This is a genomic window from Rhizobium herbae, from assembly GCF_017873135.1.
In the GTDB taxonomy this organism is placed as follows: domain Bacteria; phylum Pseudomonadota; class Alphaproteobacteria; order Rhizobiales; family Rhizobiaceae; genus Pararhizobium; species Pararhizobium herbae.
This window is the reverse complement of record NZ_JAGGJV010000016.1, coordinates 15,718-36,173: the sequence shown is the minus strand read 5'-3', so window position 1 is coordinate 36,173 and position 20,456 is coordinate 15,718. Positions and strand designations below refer to the sequence as shown.

19 protein-coding genes are annotated in these 20,456 nt (G+C 57.4%); 9 read left to right on the top strand and 10 right to left on the bottom strand.

The annotated features are described in order from the left end of the window. Nucleotides 1–114: 114 nt before the first annotated feature. The 6 genes from J2Z75_RS28815 to J2Z75_RS28790 all read right to left on the bottom strand — a co-directional run bounded on the left by J2Z75_RS28815 (nucleotide 115) and on the right by J2Z75_RS28790 (nucleotide 6,969). The gene (locus J2Z75_RS28815; RefSeq protein WP_209857374.1) at nucleotides 115–606 is read right to left on the bottom strand and encodes a transglutaminase-like cysteine peptidase; all 492 of its coding nucleotides are present in this window, start codon (nucleotides 604–606) and stop codon (nucleotides 115–117) included. Between the two features lie 315 nt (nucleotides 607–921). Beyond that, nucleotides 922–1,755 (bottom strand): Hint domain-containing protein, encoded by an 834-nt coding sequence (locus J2Z75_RS28810; protein WP_234937645.1) that lies wholly within the window; start codon nucleotides 1,753–1,755, stop codon nucleotides 922–924. A 367-nt stretch (nucleotides 1,756–2,122) separates the two neighbouring features. Continuing rightward, entirely contained in the window at nucleotides 2,123–2,479 is a 357-nt protein-coding gene (locus J2Z75_RS28805; protein WP_209857372.1) for a hypothetical protein, read from the bottom strand. A 404-nt stretch (nucleotides 2,480–2,883) separates the two neighbouring features. Next, nucleotides 2,884–4,086, bottom strand: coding sequence for a non-hydrolyzing UDP-N-acetylglucosamine 2-epimerase (gene wecB / locus J2Z75_RS28800; protein ID WP_209857370.1), 1,203 nt, complete (start codon nucleotides 4,084–4,086; stop codon nucleotides 2,884–2,886). A gap of 83 nt (nucleotides 4,087–4,169) precedes the next feature. Next, nucleotides 4,170–4,961, bottom strand: coding sequence for a CpsD/CapB family tyrosine-protein kinase (locus J2Z75_RS28795; protein WP_209857368.1), 792 nt, complete (start codon nucleotides 4,959–4,961; stop codon nucleotides 4,170–4,172). Next, complete coding sequence (locus J2Z75_RS28790; protein ID WP_209857366.1) at nucleotides 4,948–6,969, bottom strand: GumC family protein; 2,022 nt, start codon at nucleotides 6,967–6,969, stop codon at nucleotides 4,948–4,950. Before J2Z75_RS28790 ends, J2Z75_RS28795 begins: the two co-directional genes overlap by 14 nt. Nucleotides 6,970–7,109: 140 nt before the next feature. Here J2Z75_RS28790 and J2Z75_RS28785 point away from each other — a divergent pair, with 140 nt between their 5' ends. Together J2Z75_RS28785 and J2Z75_RS28780 are read left to right on the top strand one after the other, a co-directional pair. Beyond that, the gene (locus J2Z75_RS28785; protein ID WP_209857364.1) at nucleotides 7,110–8,033 is read left to right on the top strand and encodes a glycosyltransferase; all 924 of its coding nucleotides are present in this window, start codon (nucleotides 7,110–7,112) and stop codon (nucleotides 8,031–8,033) included. A gap of 480 nt (nucleotides 8,034–8,513) precedes the next feature. Then, nucleotides 8,514–9,194 (top strand): sugar transferase, encoded by a 681-nt coding sequence (locus J2Z75_RS28780; RefSeq protein ID WP_209857362.1) that lies wholly within the window; start codon nucleotides 8,514–8,516, stop codon nucleotides 9,192–9,194. 152 nt (nucleotides 9,195–9,346) lie between these two features. Here the strand turns inward: J2Z75_RS28780 and J2Z75_RS28775 are convergent, their stop codons facing one another. The 3 genes from J2Z75_RS28775 to J2Z75_RS28765 all read right to left on the bottom strand — a co-directional run bounded on the left by J2Z75_RS28775 (nucleotide 9,347) and on the right by J2Z75_RS28765 (nucleotide 11,812). Then, complete coding sequence (locus tag J2Z75_RS28775) at nucleotides 9,347–10,147, bottom strand: LuxR C-terminal-related transcriptional regulator (RefSeq protein WP_209857360.1); 801 nt, start codon at nucleotides 10,145–10,147, stop codon at nucleotides 9,347–9,349. 202 nt (nucleotides 10,148–10,349) lie between these two features. Continuing rightward, nucleotides 10,350–10,610 (bottom strand): hypothetical protein, encoded by a 261-nt coding sequence (locus J2Z75_RS28770; protein ID WP_209857358.1) that lies wholly within the window; start codon nucleotides 10,608–10,610, stop codon nucleotides 10,350–10,352. Between the two features lie 290 nt (nucleotides 10,611–10,900). Beyond that, a complete protein-coding gene (locus J2Z75_RS28765; RefSeq protein ID WP_209857356.1) occupies nucleotides 10,901–11,812 on the bottom strand; it encodes a right-handed parallel beta-helix repeat-containing protein in 912 nt (303 codons plus the stop codon). A 458-nt stretch (nucleotides 11,813–12,270) separates the two neighbouring features. On the opposite strand from J2Z75_RS28765, the gene J2Z75_RS28760 reads away from it, so the two are divergent. Further along, the gene (locus J2Z75_RS28760; RefSeq protein WP_234937644.1) at nucleotides 12,271–13,191 is read left to right on the top strand and encodes a glycosyltransferase family 2 protein; all 921 of its coding nucleotides are present in this window, start codon (nucleotides 12,271–12,273) and stop codon (nucleotides 13,189–13,191) included. A gap of 45 nt (nucleotides 13,192–13,236) precedes the next feature. Here the strand turns inward: J2Z75_RS28760 and J2Z75_RS28755 are convergent, their stop codons facing one another. After that, nucleotides 13,237–14,493, bottom strand: coding sequence for a glycosyltransferase family 4 protein (locus J2Z75_RS28755; RefSeq protein ID WP_209857352.1), 1,257 nt, complete (start codon nucleotides 14,491–14,493; stop codon nucleotides 13,237–13,239). A 376-nt stretch (nucleotides 14,494–14,869) separates the two neighbouring features. Between J2Z75_RS28755 and J2Z75_RS28750 the strand changes: the two genes are divergently transcribed. The 6 genes from J2Z75_RS28750 to J2Z75_RS28725 are packed head-to-tail and all read left to right on the top strand — an operon-like array spanning nucleotide 14,870 to nucleotide 20,385. Continuing rightward, nucleotides 14,870–15,373: an acyltransferase gene (locus tag J2Z75_RS28750; RefSeq protein WP_209857350.1), complete on the top strand. Its 504-nt coding sequence runs from the start codon at nucleotides 14,870–14,872 to the stop codon at nucleotides 15,371–15,373. Continuing rightward, the gene (locus J2Z75_RS28745; protein ID WP_209857349.1) at nucleotides 15,373–16,410 is read left to right on the top strand and encodes a Gfo/Idh/MocA family protein; all 1,038 of its coding nucleotides are present in this window, start codon (nucleotides 15,373–15,375) and stop codon (nucleotides 16,408–16,410) included. The genes J2Z75_RS28750 and J2Z75_RS28745 overlap by 1 nt, the downstream gene beginning before the upstream one ends. Then, the gene (locus J2Z75_RS28740; protein ID WP_209857348.1) at nucleotides 16,407–17,513 is read left to right on the top strand and encodes a DegT/DnrJ/EryC1/StrS family aminotransferase; all 1,107 of its coding nucleotides are present in this window, start codon (nucleotides 16,407–16,409) and stop codon (nucleotides 17,511–17,513) included. Before J2Z75_RS28745 ends, J2Z75_RS28740 begins: the two co-directional genes overlap by 4 nt. Next, a complete protein-coding gene (locus tag J2Z75_RS28735) occupies nucleotides 17,503–18,207 on the top strand; it encodes an acyltransferase (RefSeq protein ID WP_209857347.1) in 705 nt (234 codons plus the stop codon). Before J2Z75_RS28740 ends, J2Z75_RS28735 begins: the two co-directional genes overlap by 11 nt. A gap of 16 nt (nucleotides 18,208–18,223) precedes the next feature. Beyond that, complete coding sequence (locus tag J2Z75_RS28730; protein ID WP_209857346.1) at nucleotides 18,224–19,201, top strand: NAD-dependent epimerase/dehydratase family protein; 978 nt, start codon at nucleotides 18,224–18,226, stop codon at nucleotides 19,199–19,201. After that, on the top strand, nucleotides 19,198–20,385 hold the full coding sequence (locus J2Z75_RS28725; RefSeq protein WP_209857345.1) for a DegT/DnrJ/EryC1/StrS family aminotransferase: 1,188 nt from the start codon (nucleotides 19,198–19,200) through the stop codon (nucleotides 20,383–20,385). The genes J2Z75_RS28730 and J2Z75_RS28725 overlap by 4 nt, the downstream gene beginning before the upstream one ends. The last annotated feature ends 71 nt before the right edge of the window (nucleotides 20,386–20,456 follow it).

Here is a 20,456-nt window from a genome sequence, read left to right as displayed (position 1 = left end):
GCCAGAGACGGTTGACCGGATCGACGGCATTGAAGTGCCACATTCCGCCTCGGGGGCTTGGCGACATCGACCATCGGATTGCCGCCGAGCCGCTGCCAAGACGCCGTGGAGCGATCAACGAAGATGGGCGGCACGACGCAAGTTATCGAGAACGATCTCCCCCTTGTCGGTATTGACGATGAGGACGACGTGACCCTCGCCGAAGCGGCGGCTAACTGCTACTCGCATTGCTGTCGCAGGAATACCGGCCCGAATAAGCCTACGACGTTTTGTCATGACGTAGTCGTCGCAGTCCCCGCTGGAGACATCGGCCGACCATACATCGACCGTTTCCCGCCTGGGGGTTATTTCGCTGTTGACCTGAGTTTGAACCTTGCTCACGAGCTGCATCAGCGTCGCGGAATAGCGCACGGATCGAGGCCCTTTAGTGGGGCACTCATCGATATGTTCCATGCAATAAAGACTAAATGCGATCGGCTCGGCAGCCTTTACCAGGGACAGGAGAGCCGATGCCAACCAAAAAAGACTCGCCAAGACGGCGATCGCTATCGATCCGAAAATCAATAACAAAGACCAGTTGCGGCCGCCGCGTCGTTCGCAGTTCATTGTGTGCCTGCCGATTTGGTCGGAGCCGGTGTTCGGACGTCCGAACACCGTGGCTGGGCCGGGCGTCCTCACTGTTAAAATCCCTCGGTGATTTCAGCGCGCACTTGACCGCCGCCCTTGTGGGGCGGAGCGTTGTTGTCATGAATCGCTGGAACGTTTCGCCTATCTCTCCGAACGCGGAGGGCAGCCGTCCCCAACGGCGATTGCTGGCGTTGGAGACGCAATTTGTGCATCCAGACATCAGGTGCCGGGATCGTGAAGCCCGCTATCGCCATCTGATGCGCATCGGGCACAATCAAGCACCGTTGTCGGACCTCAGCTGACCAGTTGCTCGGCGCGTGTGGCAATTTTCCGGCGCGTCTCGCGTGCCGGTTGACGCACCTGCAGGATGCGGCGGACTCCAGCCGGCAGCAGGGCCTTCAACTGCTCGCGGCCTGAGTCAATGCTGACGATGGGCGCGAAGGGCGTCATGACAGGACGCTGGTCGACAGGATAGAGGCGTGCGAATTCAACGAAGTTCGAGAAACCTTCGTGGTTGTTGTCGGTGACAAGGAAGGTCTCGGCAGCAGCACCCTCGGCCAAGATCACTTCATGGGTGTCGAGTACAATGTGGAAATACTCGATCATCTCCTGATGGGCCGGAAGGACGGGTGCAATGGAAATACCATTGACGAGATCCTTCGCTCTGATGAGGACGCCATCGATGAGCAGAGCATGGCCGGGAGAGACGTAAAGATCCCTGTGCGGCGTCCGCTCATCTATGGCGTGTCGCGCAATGCGGATCGGGATCACGCTGCCATTCCAGGATGGGCCGCTTCGCTTGTAAAGATGGCGACCGATCCATTTGACAGCCATGGGCTTGCCCCGCGCCGTTTCAACGAGATCACCGATTTGAAGGTTCTCGATGCAAATCTCGCCGGTGGGGGTCATGATAGAGGTACCGCGGAGAAAGCACATGGGATCTCCTTCGGGACCGCCTTCCTTTTTCCACCATGGTTTCCCCATGGCTTGGGCTATCGAGGCAGGAAAGATCGTCGTTGCTGCCAGAGCGCCCACCGCGGCAACTTTCGCACCCGTTTCCGCAGCCAGACCGAGGAAGTGACGCCGCGCACGATTGAGCTGCACGTGCCGTTCGTTGTTTAACAACATGGTATTCTCCCTTTTCAATTCGGCCGGTCTTCAGCGAGCTACAGCAAATCAAACTGCCTCAATCTGCCAATTAGGAAACCAGCATATTCTGTCCTCTAAAAAGCAGCCACTTCTGCAAGAGGTGAAGGCGACCCGTCCTTTTGGGGTAGGATGTACGTCCAAGTGCGCCGGGCACGGCGGGACATCGTGTGCCGGCCAGCCGAAGGCCAAGCATCGACCCATGCCGCGGCCAGTGGCAAGGTTTTTTCAAAAGGCGCGTGTTTTGGAACGATGCGCTGAAGCGGGGGGACGTTGGTGGCACGCTGGGCAGGAGCCAGGATGCATCGTGCCACTCGAATTCAACCTGTCAGCCTCGCCTCGGCTGGTGTCAATTCTGTTCGTCCTTCGAGGGAACGTGGTTTTCTATTTCTTTTGCGTAAAGGATTAGAAGAGCGCCCAGCTCCTTGGCCGCGGTCGGCGACATGGCCGTTTGAAACTGGTGCGGCGAGTGATCCGTGTCCTTGTATGCGTCCCATTCCGACTTGGAAGCAGCGTATCCAATCCGCAGAACGACATGATAAGGCTCGCCGACGGCTACGCCCCATTCCAAGAGGGTGTATGCCTTCAGCTTGTTTTCGACGTCGACCTCCCATTTCGACATGTCGCTTTCGTTCACGGCGAGGACCTTCTCAATGAATGGTTGTTCAAACGTTTTGCCGCGAATATTAGAATGAAACTCTTCCAAATCGCGCTTACCTTTAAGGCGTAGTTCCCTATCCCCCGGGCATCTCAAAATGCGAGGCCGCCGCGCTCGCAGCCCCGCGATCGATCGAACGGCGGCCTCTGACCCCGCGAGGGGCTGATATTGTGACGAACCGGCGTGGAGAATTATTCATAGCTCTCTCTTGGGGAAATTGCGGTAACGGGCAGGCTGCCCTGTGTCAAAAAATGTTACTTGTGAGCATGGTCTAATTTAATAGAATTCGAAGCGCGGGGACGGGGACCCTGCTTTCATTTCATAACGTAGGCATTTGGCTCCTCTCCACATGGAGAGGGGCCGTTGGCTATCGGCTGCAGGTCGCGTTGGAACGAGAGGTAACCGTTGTCCCCGTCGCCCCGACCCGGCAAAGGTTGAGGAACCGTTTCTGCCTAGGCGGCAAAACCGCTTACCACGCGTTCCGGGCGGGATGCCGATGGCTCCTGGGGGGGACTCAGCCCCGCGTCGAACTCAATTGGCCTGTCGCCGAGCGCGAAAAAATGCTCGATAGCCTGGACTGACCGCATCGCGGCTTGTCCATCTCCGTAGGGGTTCACGGCGTGCGCCATTTCCTGGTACGCGCGCCGGTCCGTCAGCAGTTCCGTCACTTCGCTGACGATACGATCCTCATTCGTCCCGACGAGCCGCACGGTGCCGGCCGCGACGGCTTCGGGACGTTCCGTCGTTTCGCGCATGACGAGGACCGGCTTGCCAAAAGTGGGGGCCTCCTCCTGCACGCCGCCGCTATCGGTCAGCACGATCGAGCAGTCGCGCATGGCCTTGACGAAGTCGCCATAATCGAGCGGTTGCGTAATTACTACATTTTCGAGCCCAGCAAGCGGGGGGAGCAGAACGTCGCGGACCGCCGGATTGAGATGGGCTGGAAGCAGAAAGACAATTTCGGGAAATTTCCGGGCAAGCCGTGCAATGGCACGAGCGGTCTGCGCCATCGGCTCGCCCCAGGATTCGCGCCGGTGTGCGGTCACCAAAACGCTTCTCCTGCCCATGATCCGGTGAAGATCCTGATTTTCGGTCACAGTGTTGCGGCCTGATACATGCAGCAAGGCATCAATGACGGTATTGCCCGTGACGACAATATCGCTTTCAGCCACGCCGTCTTTCAAGAGATTGGATTTCGAGGTCAGAGTAGGCGCCAGATGCAGGGCGGCAAGCTGGGTGGTCAGGCGACGGTTTATCTCCTCCGGAAAGGGGTTGTTGCGCTCGCCCGTTCTCAGTCCCGCCTCAAGGTGGATAAGCGGAATCCTTCGGTAGAAGGCGGCCAAAGCCGCGGCAAAACAGGTCGTCGTGTCGCCTTGGACCACAAGCGCATCAGGGCTTTCAGCGTCGATGACGCTGGAGACACCGGCGAGGACGCGGGCGGTGACATTTTCCAGGGTTTGCGATTGGGTGATGATATTGAGATCATGGTCGGGTTGGATTCTGAACAACAGATTGACCTGATCGAGCATTTCACGGTGTTGACCGGTTACGGCGACGACAGGCGTGCAATGGCGTGAGCGAGCGAGCGCATGGACCAGGGGGGCCATCTTGATCGCTTCAGGGCGTGTGCCATAGACAACTAGCAACTTGCGCATGGCAATTTCCTTTTGATCCAGCGTTGCGTTTATGTATGAGCGGGCAGGCAGCAGATTGTTTTTGCGGCATCAATTTCGGCGCATCAGTAATCAGTGCAGTATCGACATTTGTTCAAAACGACCCCGAGCATGTTTGTTCGCTCTGACAGGTACCGCTCACAGTTATCCACGTCTTCGAAGGTGCTGTGTTCCGCCGCGGCGACCAGGATCGCGCAGTCGACATTTGGCAGGAATGCCGTCACGTCGTCGTGGGAGAGCATCGGAGGCATGTCGAACAGAATAACGTCTGGCCCCATCCTCAACCGCAGGTCCTCCAATACCCTTGCCGTTTCCAGGCTCTGCAGCAATTCCGCTGAAAACTGCACCGGCTGATGGTTTGTGCCCACCGCCAGGTTGTCGCCGTATCGCAGGAAAACATCGTGTATCGGCGCGTCACCCTTCAGGAAGTCCTGCATGGAGGCAGGAGCATTGACGCCAAGCATCTCGCCAATTCGCGGTTGTTTCAGATTGAGATCGACCAACAGCGTGCGGCAGTCCTGCTGGTGCGCCAGACTGAATGCCAGGTTGAGAGCGACAAGCGATTTTCCGCAGGATGCTGTCGGGGAGGTTATCGCAATGGAGGTCCAGTTGTTCTGGCGCAGACTCTGCAGGACCCTTGTCCGCATCATGTCGAATGGGACATGAGCAGGGTCAGACCGGTCTATCGTGACGATACGATTTTCAATGATTTTATCAGGGGCGAGATCCAGTGGGGGCAAATTCCCCCAGGCGATCTCAAATCCGAGCCGTGTGCATGCCTGCATTGCCTGCTCCGCCAGCTGATCACTGCTTTGCAATCTCAGACTGTCCTGTAGGGATGCCCTAATTTGATCCATGATTGAAACTCTGATCCTGACGAACTGTTGCTGTTGACGCAGAGAAATTCGGCATTGCCGCCACCTGGCCGATACCGGGGATCACGCCTTGAATGAGGGAAGGCAGCAGTACGGAGGTTTCCCCGCCCCCAATGAACGAGATCGGCACCAGCCCGGCGGCAAGCATTGCCGCCATACGACGCTTGGGGTTTGTGAAGCGAACCTTGTCTGACGTTCCGATGTTCGGAATCGTGGCCAACGGTTGCGATTGCAGCAATCGTGCCAGCTCGACGGGGCGGCGGATCGTCTTGTTGAGCACTTCCAGCAACACGACGAAGGCTAGTCCCAACCCCACTCCTGCAAAGGCGCCAAGACCGACTATGCGGGTACGTTTGGGGCTGATCGCGCTGACGGGCGGCGTTGCGGCTTCCAGAAGCGAAAACCGACCGCCATCCGACCGCCTTTCTATCTGTTCGCCGGTCAATGCTTCCGCGCGCCTTGCGATGGCGGCATTGTACTGCACTTGGATGTTCTGGCGGTTTCGCTCAAGGGAATTCAGGACGGTTTCGCTGGCTGGTGTGCCAGCTATCGACCGGGTCAGATCCTCAATGCGCTGTGCTACGGAAGTCTTCTCCACCGCCACGGCCTGAAGGCGATTATCGATATCCGACAGCTGCAGATTGAGCCCGAAAGGTGCGCTCCGCTCCCCCGGGGGGCCGTTCTCGTTCTTGGATTTCTCTGGCGGACTCGACAGCAGGTTGTTCTGGAGCGATGCGATTCTGGAGCGAAGCGCTGTAATGTTGGGGCTGGCTTCAGAAAAGATCGCGAGTTGCTCGGCCAATGCGCGGTTGAGATCCGCGAGGATCTGTTGCTCCGGCGTGAGTGAAACGGCCCCCTCGAGCTGTCCGGCGTTCGTATAGGTCGCGATCAGACTGCCGCGTTTGGTGTGGAGATCGGACTCCTCGCGTTCAAGCGAAATCAACCTCTCCTGCAGACGGCTTTGCTGGCTGCGACGAAAATCAAGGCTTTCTGGAAGAGTGTCTCTGTTTCCGGTCTTGAATTTGAGGATATCGGCTTCAAGCCGGTTCAGATCGGAGGACAGTCTTGCGACCTCCTGATTGAAGAATTGCAGTGTGCTTCCCGCACGATCAGTCCGCTGGCGCTGGTTCCTTCCCAGAATCATCGCCGCGAGCTCATTTGCTACTTTGGCGGCCATATCCGGCTTGCCTGCCAGGAAGGATACGCTGAAGACCGTCGCCCCCTGATCGCGGCCCTGTGTATCAAACTGCAATTGCTCGAACTTTATGCGGGACCGCATGTCCTTCACGGCGTCTTCGCCATAGCGCTTCATTTTGGTCTCGTCATAGACCTTAAGCTTCTTTGCCAGAGCAAGGAGATCGTCCCGTGTGGTGATTTGCTGCTGAAGAATCTGGAGCTGTTCGACGGCACCCAGAGGGACGGTCGAACGGGCAAGCTCAACCGGAATCTGTGGCGCTTCGATCAAAATTTTGGCGCTTGAGCTGTATACCGAGGGGATAACGCGCGCCGCCGCGATTGCGGACAGCAATGTCATGACGGCAATCGCCAACAGATATGGCAACCTGCGCCGCAGGATAGAAAGATAGAAGCCCAAGTCTATGTTGCCCATTACGCAGACACCCAACTTCTGAACCGGATTGGCATCGTGGCCAAAATCATTGTTCAGTGGTTCGGAATCGCGGCATAGATAGTCAATGTAAGGTGAGAAGAGCAGGGTGGTCTGCTGATCTAGTACATTCGGGCGTGGTAGCTCGTCCGATGCCTTAGCGATGTTTAACTTCGCGTAATCGCTTACAGTCTGCAACGCTGTGCGCTGCGGGCTGATGATGCTTTTTGAAAACATGCCCGATGTTGCGCCGGATAGGCCAAAGTGCGTGATCGCTAGCTTGCAATCCATCGAAAGGCGTATTCGGTGTTCGAGCGCCGCGCCAAACCTCCCCAAGTTGTTTAGCAAGGCCTTACCTGGCTTCAACGGAAGGCGAGGACTCAATCATCTTCCTAAGCTCGGGCGATCCGTTCATGTTGTGGAAAGAACAAGACCCGATCCACCACGGTGGAATGGTCAATGGTTGCCTTTGGGACGCACACCAACGGCATCGCAACACCACTTCGATCCACTAGGACAGACAGATGAATCCTCCCTGGCAGCTCAGCGTGATCATTCCGCACCTCAACGAGCCAGACGATCTGCGTCGCTGCCTTCTTGCCCTGGACGCGCAGCGCGCGGACGGCATTCCGTTCGAGATCATCGTGGTAGATAATGGCTCGCGTGAGATGCCCGAAGCGGCATGCTCAGGCATTCCGGATGTCCGGCTGGTGCGCGAGACTATACCTGGTCCAGGGCCGGCACGTAATCTGGGTGCCAGTATGGCCCGGGCGGACTTGCTGGCATTCATCGATTGCGATTGCATCGCGCAGCCTGGATGGGTTCGGTCGATCGTCGGCCTGATGGCAAGAACCCCGGATATCGACCTTGTCGGCGGCGACATTGGAATTTTGATTACCGACCCCCGACATCCAAGTGCGATCGAATCCTATGAGAGCATCTACAGCTATCGCGCCCGCGCTTATGTCGAACGCTATGGGTTTGCTGCCACGGGAAATATGGCAGTGAGAAAGCAGGTTTTTCACTCTGTTGGTCCTTTCGGCGGAATTGCGACGATGGAGGACACGGAGTGGGGCCAGCGGGCGACGGCAAGGGGGCATCGAATTGCCTTTCTGCCCGAAGCAAGAGTGCTTACACCCTCCTGCAAATCCTTTGCGGATCTTGCGCGCCGATGGGACCGGCACGTGGCTCATGAATTCCGCAAAGTCGTCGGCCGTCCCGCGGCAATGCTGCGATGGCTTGTCGGTGGGTTGGTTGTTGTTGGCTCACCATTGGCCGAAAGTTTCAAGATTTTCACGACGGATCGTGTCTCAGGCGCCCGAAATCGTGTTCTCGCGCTGGCTTGCCTAACCCGCATTCGGCTCCACAGAGGCCGTCGGATGTTCGATCTGGCGCTTCATGGCGACGCGCGTCGATTTGTCGAAAGCTGGAATCGCGACGCATCCTGATCCGGGCCCAGGGCGTAGGAGCTCGTGCTTCCTGCAGATCATGTTCGGCGGGCCGTCACGGACGGCGATCATCGTCGGTGCATTCCGCCCCAATCTGCAATTTTAAAGCAACATGGCGTTATGCGTTGAGGTCATGGCCTTTCGGTGAAGTAAAAATATGAATTCACTGATCATATTTCAGTAAATCTCTCCAAATCCCTTCCTTTTCCTTCAATAATATAGCCGCGATCCGATTTGTTTTGGAGGGGGCTCAATCCATAAAAATACGACTCGTCCTGCTGGTCGTCATGGCCTACATCGAATTGTTTATATTCGATTTATTGTGATTTCCCCTCGTATGGTTAATATCAAATTAATCGCGGTCACAGGGGCAATCCTAAAAAACATGAGGAAGTAAATAATCCTCTTCGCGCAAATTTATATTTTATATTTGCACGCCCCCGTCGCCGCTTTCTTAGAAATGACCATTTTGGAGGCGTCATGTCGGAAGGCGATCTACGATATCCTTCGAGGTTTATCACTCACAACCCGCCGGCTCACAGGGCGATCAAATCAAGATCCCTGTATTTTGCGACCAAACGCTGCTTTGACGTCGCGGTGACATTGCTGGTTGCGCCATTCGCACTGGCGATCGTGGCAGCAGCTGCTGTCCTGATCTGGATCGATGGCGGGCAGGCTTTTTTCTCGCAGCCAAGAGTTGGGAAAAGGGGGGAGATATTTAATCTATGGAAGCTTCGAACCATGGCCCCCGATGCAGAAAGGAAGCTGCAGGAGTATCTGGCTGCCGATCCCCTGGCTAGGGTCGAGTGGGAGACCCAGCAGAAGCTGAGAAACGATCCCCGCATTACAAGGCTGGGCAGGTATCTGCGCAAATATTCCATCGACGAACTTCCGCAATTGCTGAACGTGCTCGTTGGAGACATGAGCCTCGTCGGTCCGCGTCCGATGCTTCCAGAGCAGCGGCAGCACTATCCCGGGACAGCCTACTTCGATATGCGTCCTGGCCTGACGGGGCTTTGGCAGATTAGCGAGCGCAATGGCTGCACTTTTGTCGAACGCGCGCTGCACGATACACGCTACTCCGGCATGATGTGCTTCAGTGCCGATTTGTGGATTCTGTTGCAGACACCCATGGTGGTCCTGAGAGGCACAGGTCTTTGAGGCGGGGGTACAGAACGAAAAAAGCAAGCGCCAGACTATCTGGCGCTTGCCGACTTGATGACCCCATGACTGGGGAACGATATTGTTTCGAGCAGTCTAATGTACAAACAGTCGCATTGGAATTCTCGGCATTCTACATCGACAACTATCCGTTAGTGTTCGCTTCCCTTCATTCCGTCAGTCGACGAAGTCGAAGCAAGCGGGAAGAGATCTTTGATCTTGTATGCCACCTCAGTCCTGTTGGTGGCCTTCACCTTCTTCATGATGTTGCGGATGTGGACCTTTACGGTGCTCTCCCGCAAATTGAGTTCGTAGGCGATGATCTTGTTGGCTTTCCCGCGCCTGAGCGCCTCCACCACTTCAGCCTGCCGTTCCGTGAACATGCCGGCCAAGGGGCGCGCAGCGGGATTTCCCGACTCAAGCGCCTGGCGCATTGCAAACACGCTGCTGGCCGGCACGAAGATGCCGCCTGCCATTGAAAGGGCTATCGCTTCAATACAGACATCAATGCTGACTGAAGATGGAATATAGCCCTTTGCCCCGCATTCGAGTGCCTTCATTATCTGCGGAAGGTCGTCCGTATCGGCGAGTACGATGATCGGAGCTTCCAATGTGGAAGAAAGCCTCTTGATTTCCTCAGCTACGGCTGGCTCGGCAATTTTTTTGCCACCGACATTCAGCAGGATGGCAGCCAGCGGCGGGTAGTCGTGACGCTTGCGCTCCCATTCATCCATCGATCCGAATGCGAGAACATCCATATCCATCTTGTGAGCAGAGATGCAATAAGCAAGGCATTGGCGGTCAAGCGCTCGATCGTCAATGATTAAAAGCGAACGTCCTCGCGGAAGCTCACCAGGGTTTCTATCGTTTTCAGTGTGAAAGGGATCGGTTGCCATGGAATGAAAGAGATTATTCGAGATGTCTTTCCCATTCGTCATTGTTAGCGAATTCATAGGTGGTTACTCCCAAAACGCACATGCGACTTACCCGAACGCAACTACGGGTATCAAAAAAATGCATGCGCTAGCCCCATTCTCTTACTTCTCAGGATATTAACCTGATTTATACATGCTTAATAAATTCCAAATTATATGCGTATATTCTTTTATTACACGATACTGGTGGCGTTGCATAGCATTCGAATGAATTCGCAAACTATTTGGTTTCTTTGATCGGAAAGGCCCGCTCGTCAATTTGAGGTACGCAACCTCCACCAAGTATTAATACCCCTACTTTCTTGGGGGATTGTACGCCCAAATTTGCGGTTTGTAACCTGCGGAGATTGACTTTACGAGCTCCGAGGAGCTGGCGCTGTGGCGGAAAGCGTAGCGAAATCATACCAAAAAGGTTGAGTGCGGACTTCTCCAAAGTGTAAGACAGCCAATTTGTAGGAAAGCCATGAATAGCTAAAGTCATGTCTTATCCTTGTTTTGGTGCTGGTCCCTTGCGTGCCGATGTGATGTTCGATTTCATTCTCGTCTATATTTAAACGGCAAACTTCATTTATGTAATGACCTCCTTACGTTTTCCAGATGACTGCATCGCCTGCCAACGCCCAGAATGGCCAAGGGCTGCCTGCGGCGATCCGCGAGCTGGTCGCGGCTCGATGACTTGACACTACCCTCGATCGGCTCTGTTTCGGCTAGCCGCGAGATCCTTCATGCCCTCTGCACCGGTGAAGTCGCGGATGCATCGTCACCATATTTTTATCTATCGATATTTTCTCCAATTACATCATCGATATTTCCATTCCATTTTGGAGAGTTTCCTACGATGGACACGTATCCATAGTGGCCGCGCCCCATCCTGTTGTTTGAGAATGATACATCGGATATTTCGCCACCATTGAATTGACCGTCGGCGTAAACCGTATACCCGCCGCCGACCAGCCGATTTCCTTCAACACGGACACCGGAGACAGGGCCGAAGTAGTTGCTGAGCATGATCGATGATGTTTGCGGGTGGGGGTTGATGACTGTATTCCCCCTGATGAGAACATCGGATGTTCCGCCATCCGTGGCTATTCCGTCAAAATGGGGATCCTCCCACTGCGATTGCAGATCGTGTATATAATTGTTTTCAATGTCTATTCTGGATGAGCCGGTGAGATAAATTCCATCTTCCACGTGATGGATGTCGCAGCGGCGGATGGTGACGTTGTTGCCGGAAACGCTGATCCCCCGAATGCCGGGTGCCGCCTGGCCGTCGATCTCGCAATTTTCCAGGGTGACACCGTCGGCGCGGATGTCCAATGCCGCCCAGCCCTTGGCCGTTATCCTGCAATTCCTGAGCGTCACGTTGGGTGCGGTGATCGTGACGGTGCCTTGAAAATCCAGGCCGCTAATCGTTGCCCCGGCAACATCAAGCGTGAACGCCGCAGCCGGGGTGAGGGTTGAGCCGGCGAGAACGCCCGTCGTCTTCTCATCCGGATAGGTGACGGCGGCGCTTTTGCTCGTGGCTGGTTCGTTGGAGATTTCCAGTCCCCGAGCGAACGCGCAAGGCCCGCTCGGCGCCTCGACCGCGGCAAGGAGCCAACAAATGGCAAGCCATTCACGTTTGATGAAATACCTCATGGCAACCGGGGCATTGTTCGCACCGATAGGTCCGCTACCCGCCATTGCCGCGAGCGATTCCTATGCGCAAGCAATGAGCACGCCATGACAAGGAGGTCCGACACATATTTCTCCGCAGTTCCGAAGATCAGCTTGGAACATGCGGCAGCCTGTCGGATTCTCCGCCTGAGATGAACATGGACCTTGGTCGAGCAGAGACGTGGCTTTGAACGGTGGAATACGCCTTATGCCTGCTCCAGGCCTGCAGCGGGACGCCGGCGACTGCCTATCGCCGGATGCTGGGTCAACCAAATGGAGAAGCCCTGCTGCTGAAGCACAGCCCAGCCTAACCTGATGGCGCCACCATAGCGAATAAAGATAAATTGTTTCGCGGCGTGTCGTCCCGTACCGACGAAGGGCTGGATGTCTGCGTCACTTTCGGGAAGGAAAGTTGAATTCCCAATTCCCTGCGGCGGTGCTTTCCCGGTCGAACGACGTCTTTGAATATGGGGAATTTCATTCTGATGACGATATCGGTCATTTTGCCCACCTATAACAGGAGCGGCTCACTTGTCGCTGCAATGAACAGCGTGCTCAGCCAGTCGCACAAGGATCTGGAGCTCATCGTTGTCGACGATGCTTCCACGGAAGACATTGAGAGCGTGGTGCGCAGTGTGGAAGATCGCCGCGTACGCTATGTAAGGCGCCCGCGAAACGGCGGTGCCGCAGCCGCGCGAAATACCGGCCTCGGCCATGCCAAAGGCGACTACATCGCCTTTCAGGACAGCGACGACATATGGTTGCCTGGCAAGCTGCAAAAGCAGTTTGCACGGTTCTCCTCGCTCCCCAGCCATGTGGGAGCCGTCACCGGCGCAAAAATCGTTTATGGGCGCGACAATCAACTTCACTATGGACCCGGCCGTGTCGGTTATGCGCCAAACCCCGACGGTTGCCTGCGCCTGGGTGAAGACCAGCTCGGACGCCTGCTGGTCGAGAACCGGATCAGCCTGCAGAATGCTTTGTTTCGCAGGAACTGCATCCCGGATGCAGTCTGGTTCGATGTTTGCGCCAAGGCCAATGAAGACTGGGACTTTGCAATCAGGCTGGCCCGGCACACGTCGATCTACGAAGACATCGAACCGGTCGTGCTGGGATTTATCTCGCCCGACAGCATCTCGAGAAATCGCCGCAAGGAAATCATCGGCGTGCTGCGCATCCTGAAAAAAAACAGGGACGTGCTTCGCAGTCGAAAGAAGCAGAGATCCCTGATGCTGCTTGATGTCTGCCGGTATTTTTACAATGTGGGAAAGAAAAAGAGTGCGTTGCGGTTTCTGGCCGCTGGCCTCGGTGACTATCCGCTTCATATGGAATTGTTGGGCTCGATTTTTGTCGGCAAATTGTTCAAGCGGCGCGCTCAGCGACCGGCTGCTTTCCTGCCGACATAACGGTGAGGCGAGCTGGATTTTGACGGCCGGCTTCGAGGCGTTGCCCTACGGCCCGCATTCCACAGCTTCCGGCGGCCAGCGACCCGAGCGCGCGGCGGCAAGGACCGCCAGCTCTCGGGCCTTTCTCCGTTGCTTTCGAGTTGGGTCATGGTTTGCAAATTCCAGCATCAGAGCCAGACGTGCCGAGCGCGCAGCGTCGGCCAGTCTTCTGCGTGGAGGATTGGCCAAAACTTGCTGGTAGATCCCCAGTTGCAGATCGATGGCGCGTTCAAGGCTGAAACGTTCCGTGACCACTTCGCGCCCCAAGGCACGAAGCTCGGTCCGGCGGGCGGGATCGACAACCAGTTCCTCGATCTGTCGCGCAAGCCGCTGTGCTCCAGGCCATCCGTCCCCCAACCCATAAAAGCCCTGCTTTAAAAACAGCCCTAATGTTCTGGGTTCGAATATCTCGGAAAAAGCCTCCTCGCCCTGGACGATCAGCGGGCGGCCGATCGCCAGGGCGCGCAGCGCTGAACTTCCCATCCCAACCACAAGATCGGCGGCCGCATAGGCTGCCCTTGGATCCATTTCCGCCCCCGGAAGAAGGACGACGTCGCGCCCGTGCCGGAGATTGACTGCCTTTGCCCGCGTTTCCAATGCCTCGCGGGCAGGGCCGTCGCCGACCAGGACAAGTTTCAGCGGATGCGAGCCGGCAAGGAGGTCGACGGCATCAATGGCCCTTACCAGGGCATCAAGCTTGAGGTCGAGTGCGAGACGCGAAACACTGACGATGAGAAAGTCCTTCGCTGACACGCTGTGCCTGCGGCGAAACTCGCTTCCGTCAATGTTTGGATTGTCCCGTTCGACATCGATGGGCGGCTCTATCACCCAGACGTCGCTCCGCTGGACCTTGCGCGCTTGCGCACCGAGATCTTCCGTTCCCATGATCAGCGGCACGGACGCGGGAACGTAAGGCATCACGTCCATGCTCAATACCGTGCAGAGCAACGGCACGTTGAGGAAAAGCGAGGCACCGTAATAGGCGTCGAGACAGCTGGGCCACTCGTATGCGTGGATAAGGTCGATGCGGTTTTGACGGGCAATGGTGGCGATTTGCGCGATCCGAGACGGCGCGGGGCGGTAGGGGAGAGGCCGGGCCGGAATGAACCGCAGTTTGCGTTCGGCGACGTATTCGACAAGCGGGCCTGGGATGCCATAGACGATCACCTCATGACCTGACGCTGCTGCCCCGGCTGCGAGATCGATGGCGTTGATCTGACTGCCGCCGATCGAAAGGTCATGCGGGTATACAAGAAGACGCATCGTTTCCCTCTGCCTCTGGGCCTCTCCATGCCGACCAATTTCGCTGAGGGCCCTGGGAGAGCACGCACGGAGTTATTGTCAGAGTTGCGTGGATGGTATGATCCAGCAACCTCTCCCTTTGATTGAAGTGCATATGAGGCGGCGTGGAAGGCAGCCAGCATCCGCCGTAGAGGGCATCGATGTCCCCCGCGCAGCTACGCCTTTCGATGTGCGAATTACCGCATTTTGTTTCCTTTACTCGTTGATCGAAAGGAACTCTTCTGAATGCGGAAGAATTCAAAAACAGCGCGGCAATCGACGATGTTTTAGCGAGAGAAATCGCCGCATCGAGCCCATTTGAATTCAGCGTCAATCGGGGATTTGGGGTCTTCGCGGCATGATCGCATCGAGTGTTACCTTGGACGAGGGGGTGGTGATCCATCACCCCGATCTGGTCAATCTTTACGGATGCAAAGTGGGGTCTGGCTCCCGCATCGGAACTTTCGTGGAAATCCAGAAAAACGCCGTCATAGGCCGAAACTGCAAGGTCTCCAGTCACTCCTTTATCTGCGAAGGCGTCACGATCGAAGACGGCGTCTTCATCGGCCACGGCGTCATGTTCACCAACGACCCATATCCGCGCGCCGTCAATCCTGATGGAGAACTCGTGTCCGACGGAGAGTGGGAGGTCGTTCCCACCCTGGTCAAGCGCCATGCCGCAATCGGCAGCAATGCCACGGTCCTTCCGGGGGTGACGATCGGCGTGAATGCCATCGTCGGTGCCGGAGCCGTGGTGACGAAAGACGTGCCCGACTGGGCAATCGTTGCAGGTGTTCCCGCCAAAATTGTCGGTCGTGCGCAGGATGCGCCGGCCAGCGTCCCTTTGTTCAGGAGAGTATGATGATCGGTATAGCGGTGATCGGTTACGGTTATTGGGGACCAAACCTTGTCAGAAACATAGCCGAAGTTCCCGGCGCGCGCCTTCTGTATGTCTGCGATCTGATGCCGGAACGGTTGACGACGGTCAAGGCGCGCTATCCAGCCGTGGAAATCACGAGCGATTTCGAGGAGGTCCTGCGCGATCCCCGTGTCGATGCGATTGCGATCGCCACTCCGGTTTCGACCCATTTCAAACTTGCAATGAAGGCAATGATGGCCGGCAAGCATGTCTTCGTCGAAAAGCCGATGGCCTCGACCGTCGATGAAGCGCGCCGCATGGTCGATGAAGCCGCCCGCCGGCGCCTGATCCTCGCCGTCGACCATACGTTCGTGCATACCGGCGCGGTCCGCAAGATGCGCGAAATCGTCGAAAACGGGCTTGGCGACATGTATTACTACGACTCCGTCAGGGTCAATCTGGGCCTGTTCCAGCATGATGTCAGCGTCATCTGGGATCTTGCCGTCCACGATCTCTCCATCATGGACTATGTGCTGCAGGAAAAGCCCGTGGCTGTTTCCGCGACCGGCATGAGCCATGTCGCCGGCGAGCCGGAGAACATTGCCTATCTCAATCTCTTTTTCGAAAGCAAGCTGATCGCTCATATCCATGTCAACTGGCTCGCGCCCGTCAAGGTGCGCCGCACGCTGATCGGCGGCAGCAACAAGATGATCGTCTATGACGACCTGGAGCCCAGCGAAAAGATCAAGATCTACGACAAGGGCATCACGCTGAACGGCAATCCGCAGCGCAATGGCGAGAAAGTCTATCAGATGCTGGTCGGCTACCGCACCGGCGACATGCACGCTCCGCAGCTGGATATGACCGAGGCCTTGGGGCGCGAGCTCAGCCAGTTCGTCGAGTGCGTTGAAAAAAACCAGCAGCCCATCGTCGATGGCCACGCCGGTTTGCGCGTTGTTCGCATTCTTGAAGCGGCAACCCAGTCTCTGGCGCAGCGCGGCCGCGTCGTCGAGCTGGAACAGGCGAGGCGAATTGCATGATCCCCTTCCTTGACCTGAAAGCTCAATATGCATCGCTCAAGAACGAGATCGATGCCGCAGTTCTTGGCGTGCTCGCGTCGGCACAATATGTGCTGGGTCCTGAAGTTGCCCAATTTGAAGAGGAGTTTGCGGCTTACTGCGACGCGAAACATGCCGTCGCCGTCAACACTGGAACAAGTGCGCTTCATCTGTCGCTGCTCGCCGCAGGCGTAGGCCCGGGCGATGAAGTCATTACCGTTCCATTCACCTTTGTCGCGACTGTATCGGCGATCTGCTACGCCGGCGCGGTTCCGGTTTTCGTCGATGTCGAACCGGTCACGCTGACCATGGACCCGGCCAAACTCGAGGCAGCGATCACGCCGCGCACCAAGGCGATCATGCCGGTCCACCTCTACGGACAGATGGCCGACATGGACGCGATCATGGCGACTGCCGGCCGCCATGGCATTCCTGTCATCGAAGATGCCTGCCAGGCCCATGGCGCCGAGTACAAGGGTCGCCGCGCGGGCAGCATCGGTGTTTCCGGTTGCTTCAGCTTCTATCCGGGCAAGAACCTCGGTGCCTGCGGCGAGGGCGGTATCGTTGTCACCAACAATGATGCACATGCCAAGACCATGCGGATGCTGCGCGACTGGGGACAGGAACGGCGCTACCATCATGTGCTGAAAGGGTTCAACTACCGTATGGATGGCATTCAGGGTGCAATCCTGCGCGTAAAGCTGCGGTATCTGGACGTCTGGACCGCCGCGCGCCGCACCCACGCGATGCGCTATTCGTCGCTGCTTTCCAACCTCGACACCGTGGAGACGCCCGTCGAAGTTGCCTATCGTCGGCACGTCTATCATGTCTATGCCGTCCGCTGCCGGGACAGGGACGCTCTCCACCGCGCTTTGGAAGCCGAGGGCATCCAGTCAGGTCTGCATTACCCAGTCCCGGTGCACCTTCAGAAGGCGCATGAAGACCTTGGATACCGGCCGGGCGACTTTCCGGTATCGGAGGCCGCCGCCCGCACGGTTCTTTCGCTGCCGATCTATCCCGAAATGACGGCAAGGCAGGTCGAACAGGTGGTGGCAGCCATGGAGCACGACGCCTATGTCAGCTGATATCACCTCCATTGCACGGATCGTTCAAGCGGTTCACGGCCGCCGTGAAATCCCGGAAGATCCGGACTTCCAGCGTGAACTCTGCGCCGAACTCAAACGCTCGTACGGTGCCGCTGGCCTCATCGAGCTTTATGGCCGCTTTTCCTCCGGTGACGGATATGTCGATGCGTTGATGCGCAAGGTGATCTGGCAAGCCGCCACGCGCCGCTGCGGGGCCGGCCTCCAAATCGGTAGCGCCGCCGGCTTCAAACATCCCGAAACATTCGAGATCGGCAGCGGCGTTTTCATCGGCGCGCAGGCCTACATTCAGGGCCGGTACGATGGAACATGCGTGATCGGCGACAATGTCTGGATCGGTCCGCAAGCCTACATGGACGCGCGCGACCTGGTGATCGAGGAATGCGTCGGCTGGGGGCCTGGCGCCAAGATTCTTGGCTCCAGCCATACGGCCATTCCGATCGACGTACCCATCATCCGCACGGATCTCGAAATCAAGCCCGTCCGCATAGGCGCGTGGGCGGATATCGGAACGAATGCGACGATCCTTCCCGGCGTGACGATCGGCAAGGGCGCGATCGTCGGCGCGGGGGCGGTTGTCGTTTCCGATGTCGCTCCATTCTCGGTGGTCGCGGGGGTCCCGGCGAAATTCCTGCGCTGGCGAAGCGATACCGATACGACGTCGGTCACATCCTGAACTTTGGGGGAGTATTATGAAAGACAAGCGGATACTGATTACTGGCGGCGCCGGTCTCGTTGGATCGCACATCGCCGATCTCGTTGCTCTCGAGCAACCGCGCGAAATCCTGATCCTTGACAATTTCGTGCGTGGTCGACGGGAAAATCTCGCGCAGGCGTCGGCTACCTTTCCGCTGACCATCATCGAGGGAGACATTCGCGACCGTGCCTTGCTTGCGAAGCACTTCGACGGTGTCGACATCGTCTTCCACCAGGCGGCGATCCGGATCACGCAATGCGCCGAGGAGCCTCGTCTTGCGTTCGACGTTCTGGCAGGCGGAACATTCAATGTTCTCGAAGCGGCCGTTAAAGCCAAGGTGGAAAAGGTAATCGCCGCATCCTCGGCGTCCGTTCTCGGGCTCGCCGACAGTTTTCCGACAACCGAAGAGCATCATCCGTACAACAACCGGACGATCTACGGCGCCGCGAAGGCCTTCAATGAAGGATTGCTCCGCAGCTTTGCCGAAATGTACGACTTGAAGTATGTCGGCCTGCGCTACTTCAACGTCTACGGTCCGCGCATGGACGTTTACGGCGCCTATACCGAAGTGCTTATCCGCTGGATGGAACGGATAGCCGGTGGCCTGCCGCCAATCATCAACGGTGACGGCAGCCAGACCATGGATTTCGTCCACATTCGCGATATCGCGCGGGCAAACATGCTTGCCGCGAAAGCCGACGTGACGGACGAGGTCTTCAACGTCGCCAGCGGTACCGAGACCAGTCTTCTGGAACTTGCACAGCTTTTGACCGGTGTCATGAACTCGTCGCTGGAGCCGCAGCATCAGGAGGCACGCAAGGTGAACGCCGTGACGCGCCGGCTGGCCGACACGAGCAAGGCCGAACGTCTCCTGGGCTTCAAGGCGCAGGTGAGCCTTGAGGACGGCCTTCGCGATCTCGTCGACTGGTGGCGCCAGGAGAGGGTGCTCGAGGCCGGGGGGAGAGCCGCATGACCGCGACGCTTCCCCAGATTCCGGTTGCCAAGCCTCTCCTTGATGAAATGGAGGTCGAGGCGGTCCGCCGGGTCGTGTTGTCCGGCTGGGTCACGCAAGGCCCGGAGGTCGCCGCTTTCGAAAACGAATTCGCCGCTTTCGTCGAGGCCGATCACGCCTGCGCGGTGTCAAATTGCACGACCGCGCTGCATCTGGCACTGAAGGCTATTGGCGTCGGCCCAGGGGACGAGGTGATAACCGTCAGCCACACGTTCGTCGCCACGGCGAATGCCATCCGATACTGCGGGGGCATACCGGTGTTCGTCGACATCGAAGTCGACGGATTCAACATCGATCCGGACCTGATCCTGGCAGAAATCACGCCGCGAACGAAAGCGATCCTGTGCGTGCATCAACTCGGCATGCCCTGCGATCTGGCAAAGATCGTCGAGATCGGCCGCAACAGTGGGATTCCAGTCATCGAGGATGCAGCCTGTGCAACGGGAAGCGAGATCCTCTGGGAGGGGCAATGGCAAAAGATCGGCCGGCCGCGCGGGGATATCGCCTGTTTCTCATTTCACCCGCGCAAGGTGGTCACCACCGGTGACGGCGGCATGCTGACCACGGCCAACGCCGAGTACGACCGCAAGTTCCGCCTTTGGCGGCAACACGGCATGAGCGTTCCTGATACGGTCCGGCATGGCTCGCGGCAGGTCATCTATGAGGGATATCCTGAACTCGGCTATAATTATCGGATGACCGACCTCCAGGCTGCCATGGGCCGAGTGCAACTGACGCGGCTGCCGGCCCTCGTGTCGAGGCGGCGTCATCTGGCCGAACTGTATCGTCAGGAGTTGCGCGATATTCCCTGGCTCGACGTGCCCATCGAGCCTGTCTGGGCACGCAGCAACTGGCAGAGCTATTGCGTCAAGCTTCCGCCATGGCTCGACCAGCGGGGCACCATGCAGGCGTTGCTCGACAGGGGAATCTCCACCCGGCGCGGCATCATGAACATCCACCGCGAGGGCGCCTATGCTGACAAGGCGTCGCATCGCGTCGCCGTAGGCCAGCTGCACCGAAGCGAGGCGGCGCAGGAAGGCGCGATCATCCTGCCGTTGTTTGCGCAGATGACCGACGATGAAGTGTTGTTTGTCGCCGAGGCGCTCCGCGACATGTGTGTCGACAGGCAAGCAGCGATCGCATAGCTGCTCCGGCTGCTGAGTGCAGTCCGAAAATGACAGGCTGCCGCTGAAGAAGTGGCGGCCTGTTTGCCGTA

Bases quoted from the DNA above. Each gene is read 5' to 3' on its own strand.
- J2Z75_RS28810 (WP_234937645.1), bottom strand. From the start codon at position 1,755: ATGTTGTTAAACAACGAACGGCACGTGCAGCTCAATCGTGCGCGGCGT.
- J2Z75_RS28775 (WP_209857360.1), bottom strand. From the start codon at position 10,147: ATGAATTCGCTAACAATGACGAATGGGAAAGACATCTCGAATAATCTC.
- J2Z75_RS28750 (WP_209857350.1), top strand. From the start codon at position 14,870: ATGATCGCATCGAGTGTTACCTTGGACGAGGGGGTGGTGATCCATCAC.
- J2Z75_RS28755 (WP_209857352.1), bottom strand. From the start codon at position 14,493: ATGCGTCTTCTTGTATACCCGCATGACCTTTCGATCGGCGGCAGTCAG.
- J2Z75_RS28780 (WP_209857362.1), top strand. From the start codon at position 8,514: ATGTCGGAAGGCGATCTACGATATCCTTCGAGGTTTATCACTCACAAC.
- J2Z75_RS28795 (WP_209857368.1), bottom strand. From the start codon at position 4,961: ATGGATCAAATTAGGGCATCCCTACAGGACAGTCTGAGATTGCAAAGC.
- J2Z75_RS28760 (WP_234937644.1), top strand. From the start codon at position 12,271: ATGACGATATCGGTCATTTTGCCCACCTATAACAGGAGCGGCTCACTT.
- J2Z75_RS28740 (WP_209857348.1), top strand. From the start codon at position 16,407: ATGATCCCCTTCCTTGACCTGAAAGCTCAATATGCATCGCTCAAGAAC.
- J2Z75_RS28815 (WP_209857374.1), bottom strand. From the start codon at position 606: ATGAACTGCGAACGACGCGGCGGCCGCAACTGGTCTTTGTTATTGATT.
- J2Z75_RS28725 (WP_209857345.1), top strand. From the start codon at position 19,198: ATGACCGCGACGCTTCCCCAGATTCCGGTTGCCAAGCCTCTCCTTGAT.
- J2Z75_RS28785 (WP_209857364.1), top strand. From the start codon at position 7,110: ATGAATCCTCCCTGGCAGCTCAGCGTGATCATTCCGCACCTCAACGAG.
- J2Z75_RS28730 (WP_209857346.1), top strand. From the start codon at position 18,224: ATGAAAGACAAGCGGATACTGATTACTGGCGGCGCCGGTCTCGTTGGA.
- J2Z75_RS28745 (WP_209857349.1), top strand. From the start codon at position 15,373: ATGATCGGTATAGCGGTGATCGGTTACGGTTATTGGGGACCAAACCTT.
- J2Z75_RS28765 (WP_209857356.1), bottom strand. From the start codon at position 11,812: ATGGCGGGTAGCGGACCTATCGGTGCGAACAATGCCCCGGTTGCCATG.
- J2Z75_RS28735 (WP_209857347.1), top strand. From the start codon at position 17,503: ATGTCAGCTGATATCACCTCCATTGCACGGATCGTTCAAGCGGTTCAC.
- wecB (WP_209857370.1), bottom strand. From the start codon at position 4,086: ATGCGCAAGTTGCTAGTTGTCTATGGCACACGCCCTGAAGCGATCAAG.
- J2Z75_RS28770 (WP_209857358.1), bottom strand. From the start codon at position 10,610: ATGACTTTAGCTATTCATGGCTTTCCTACAAATTGGCTGTCTTACACT.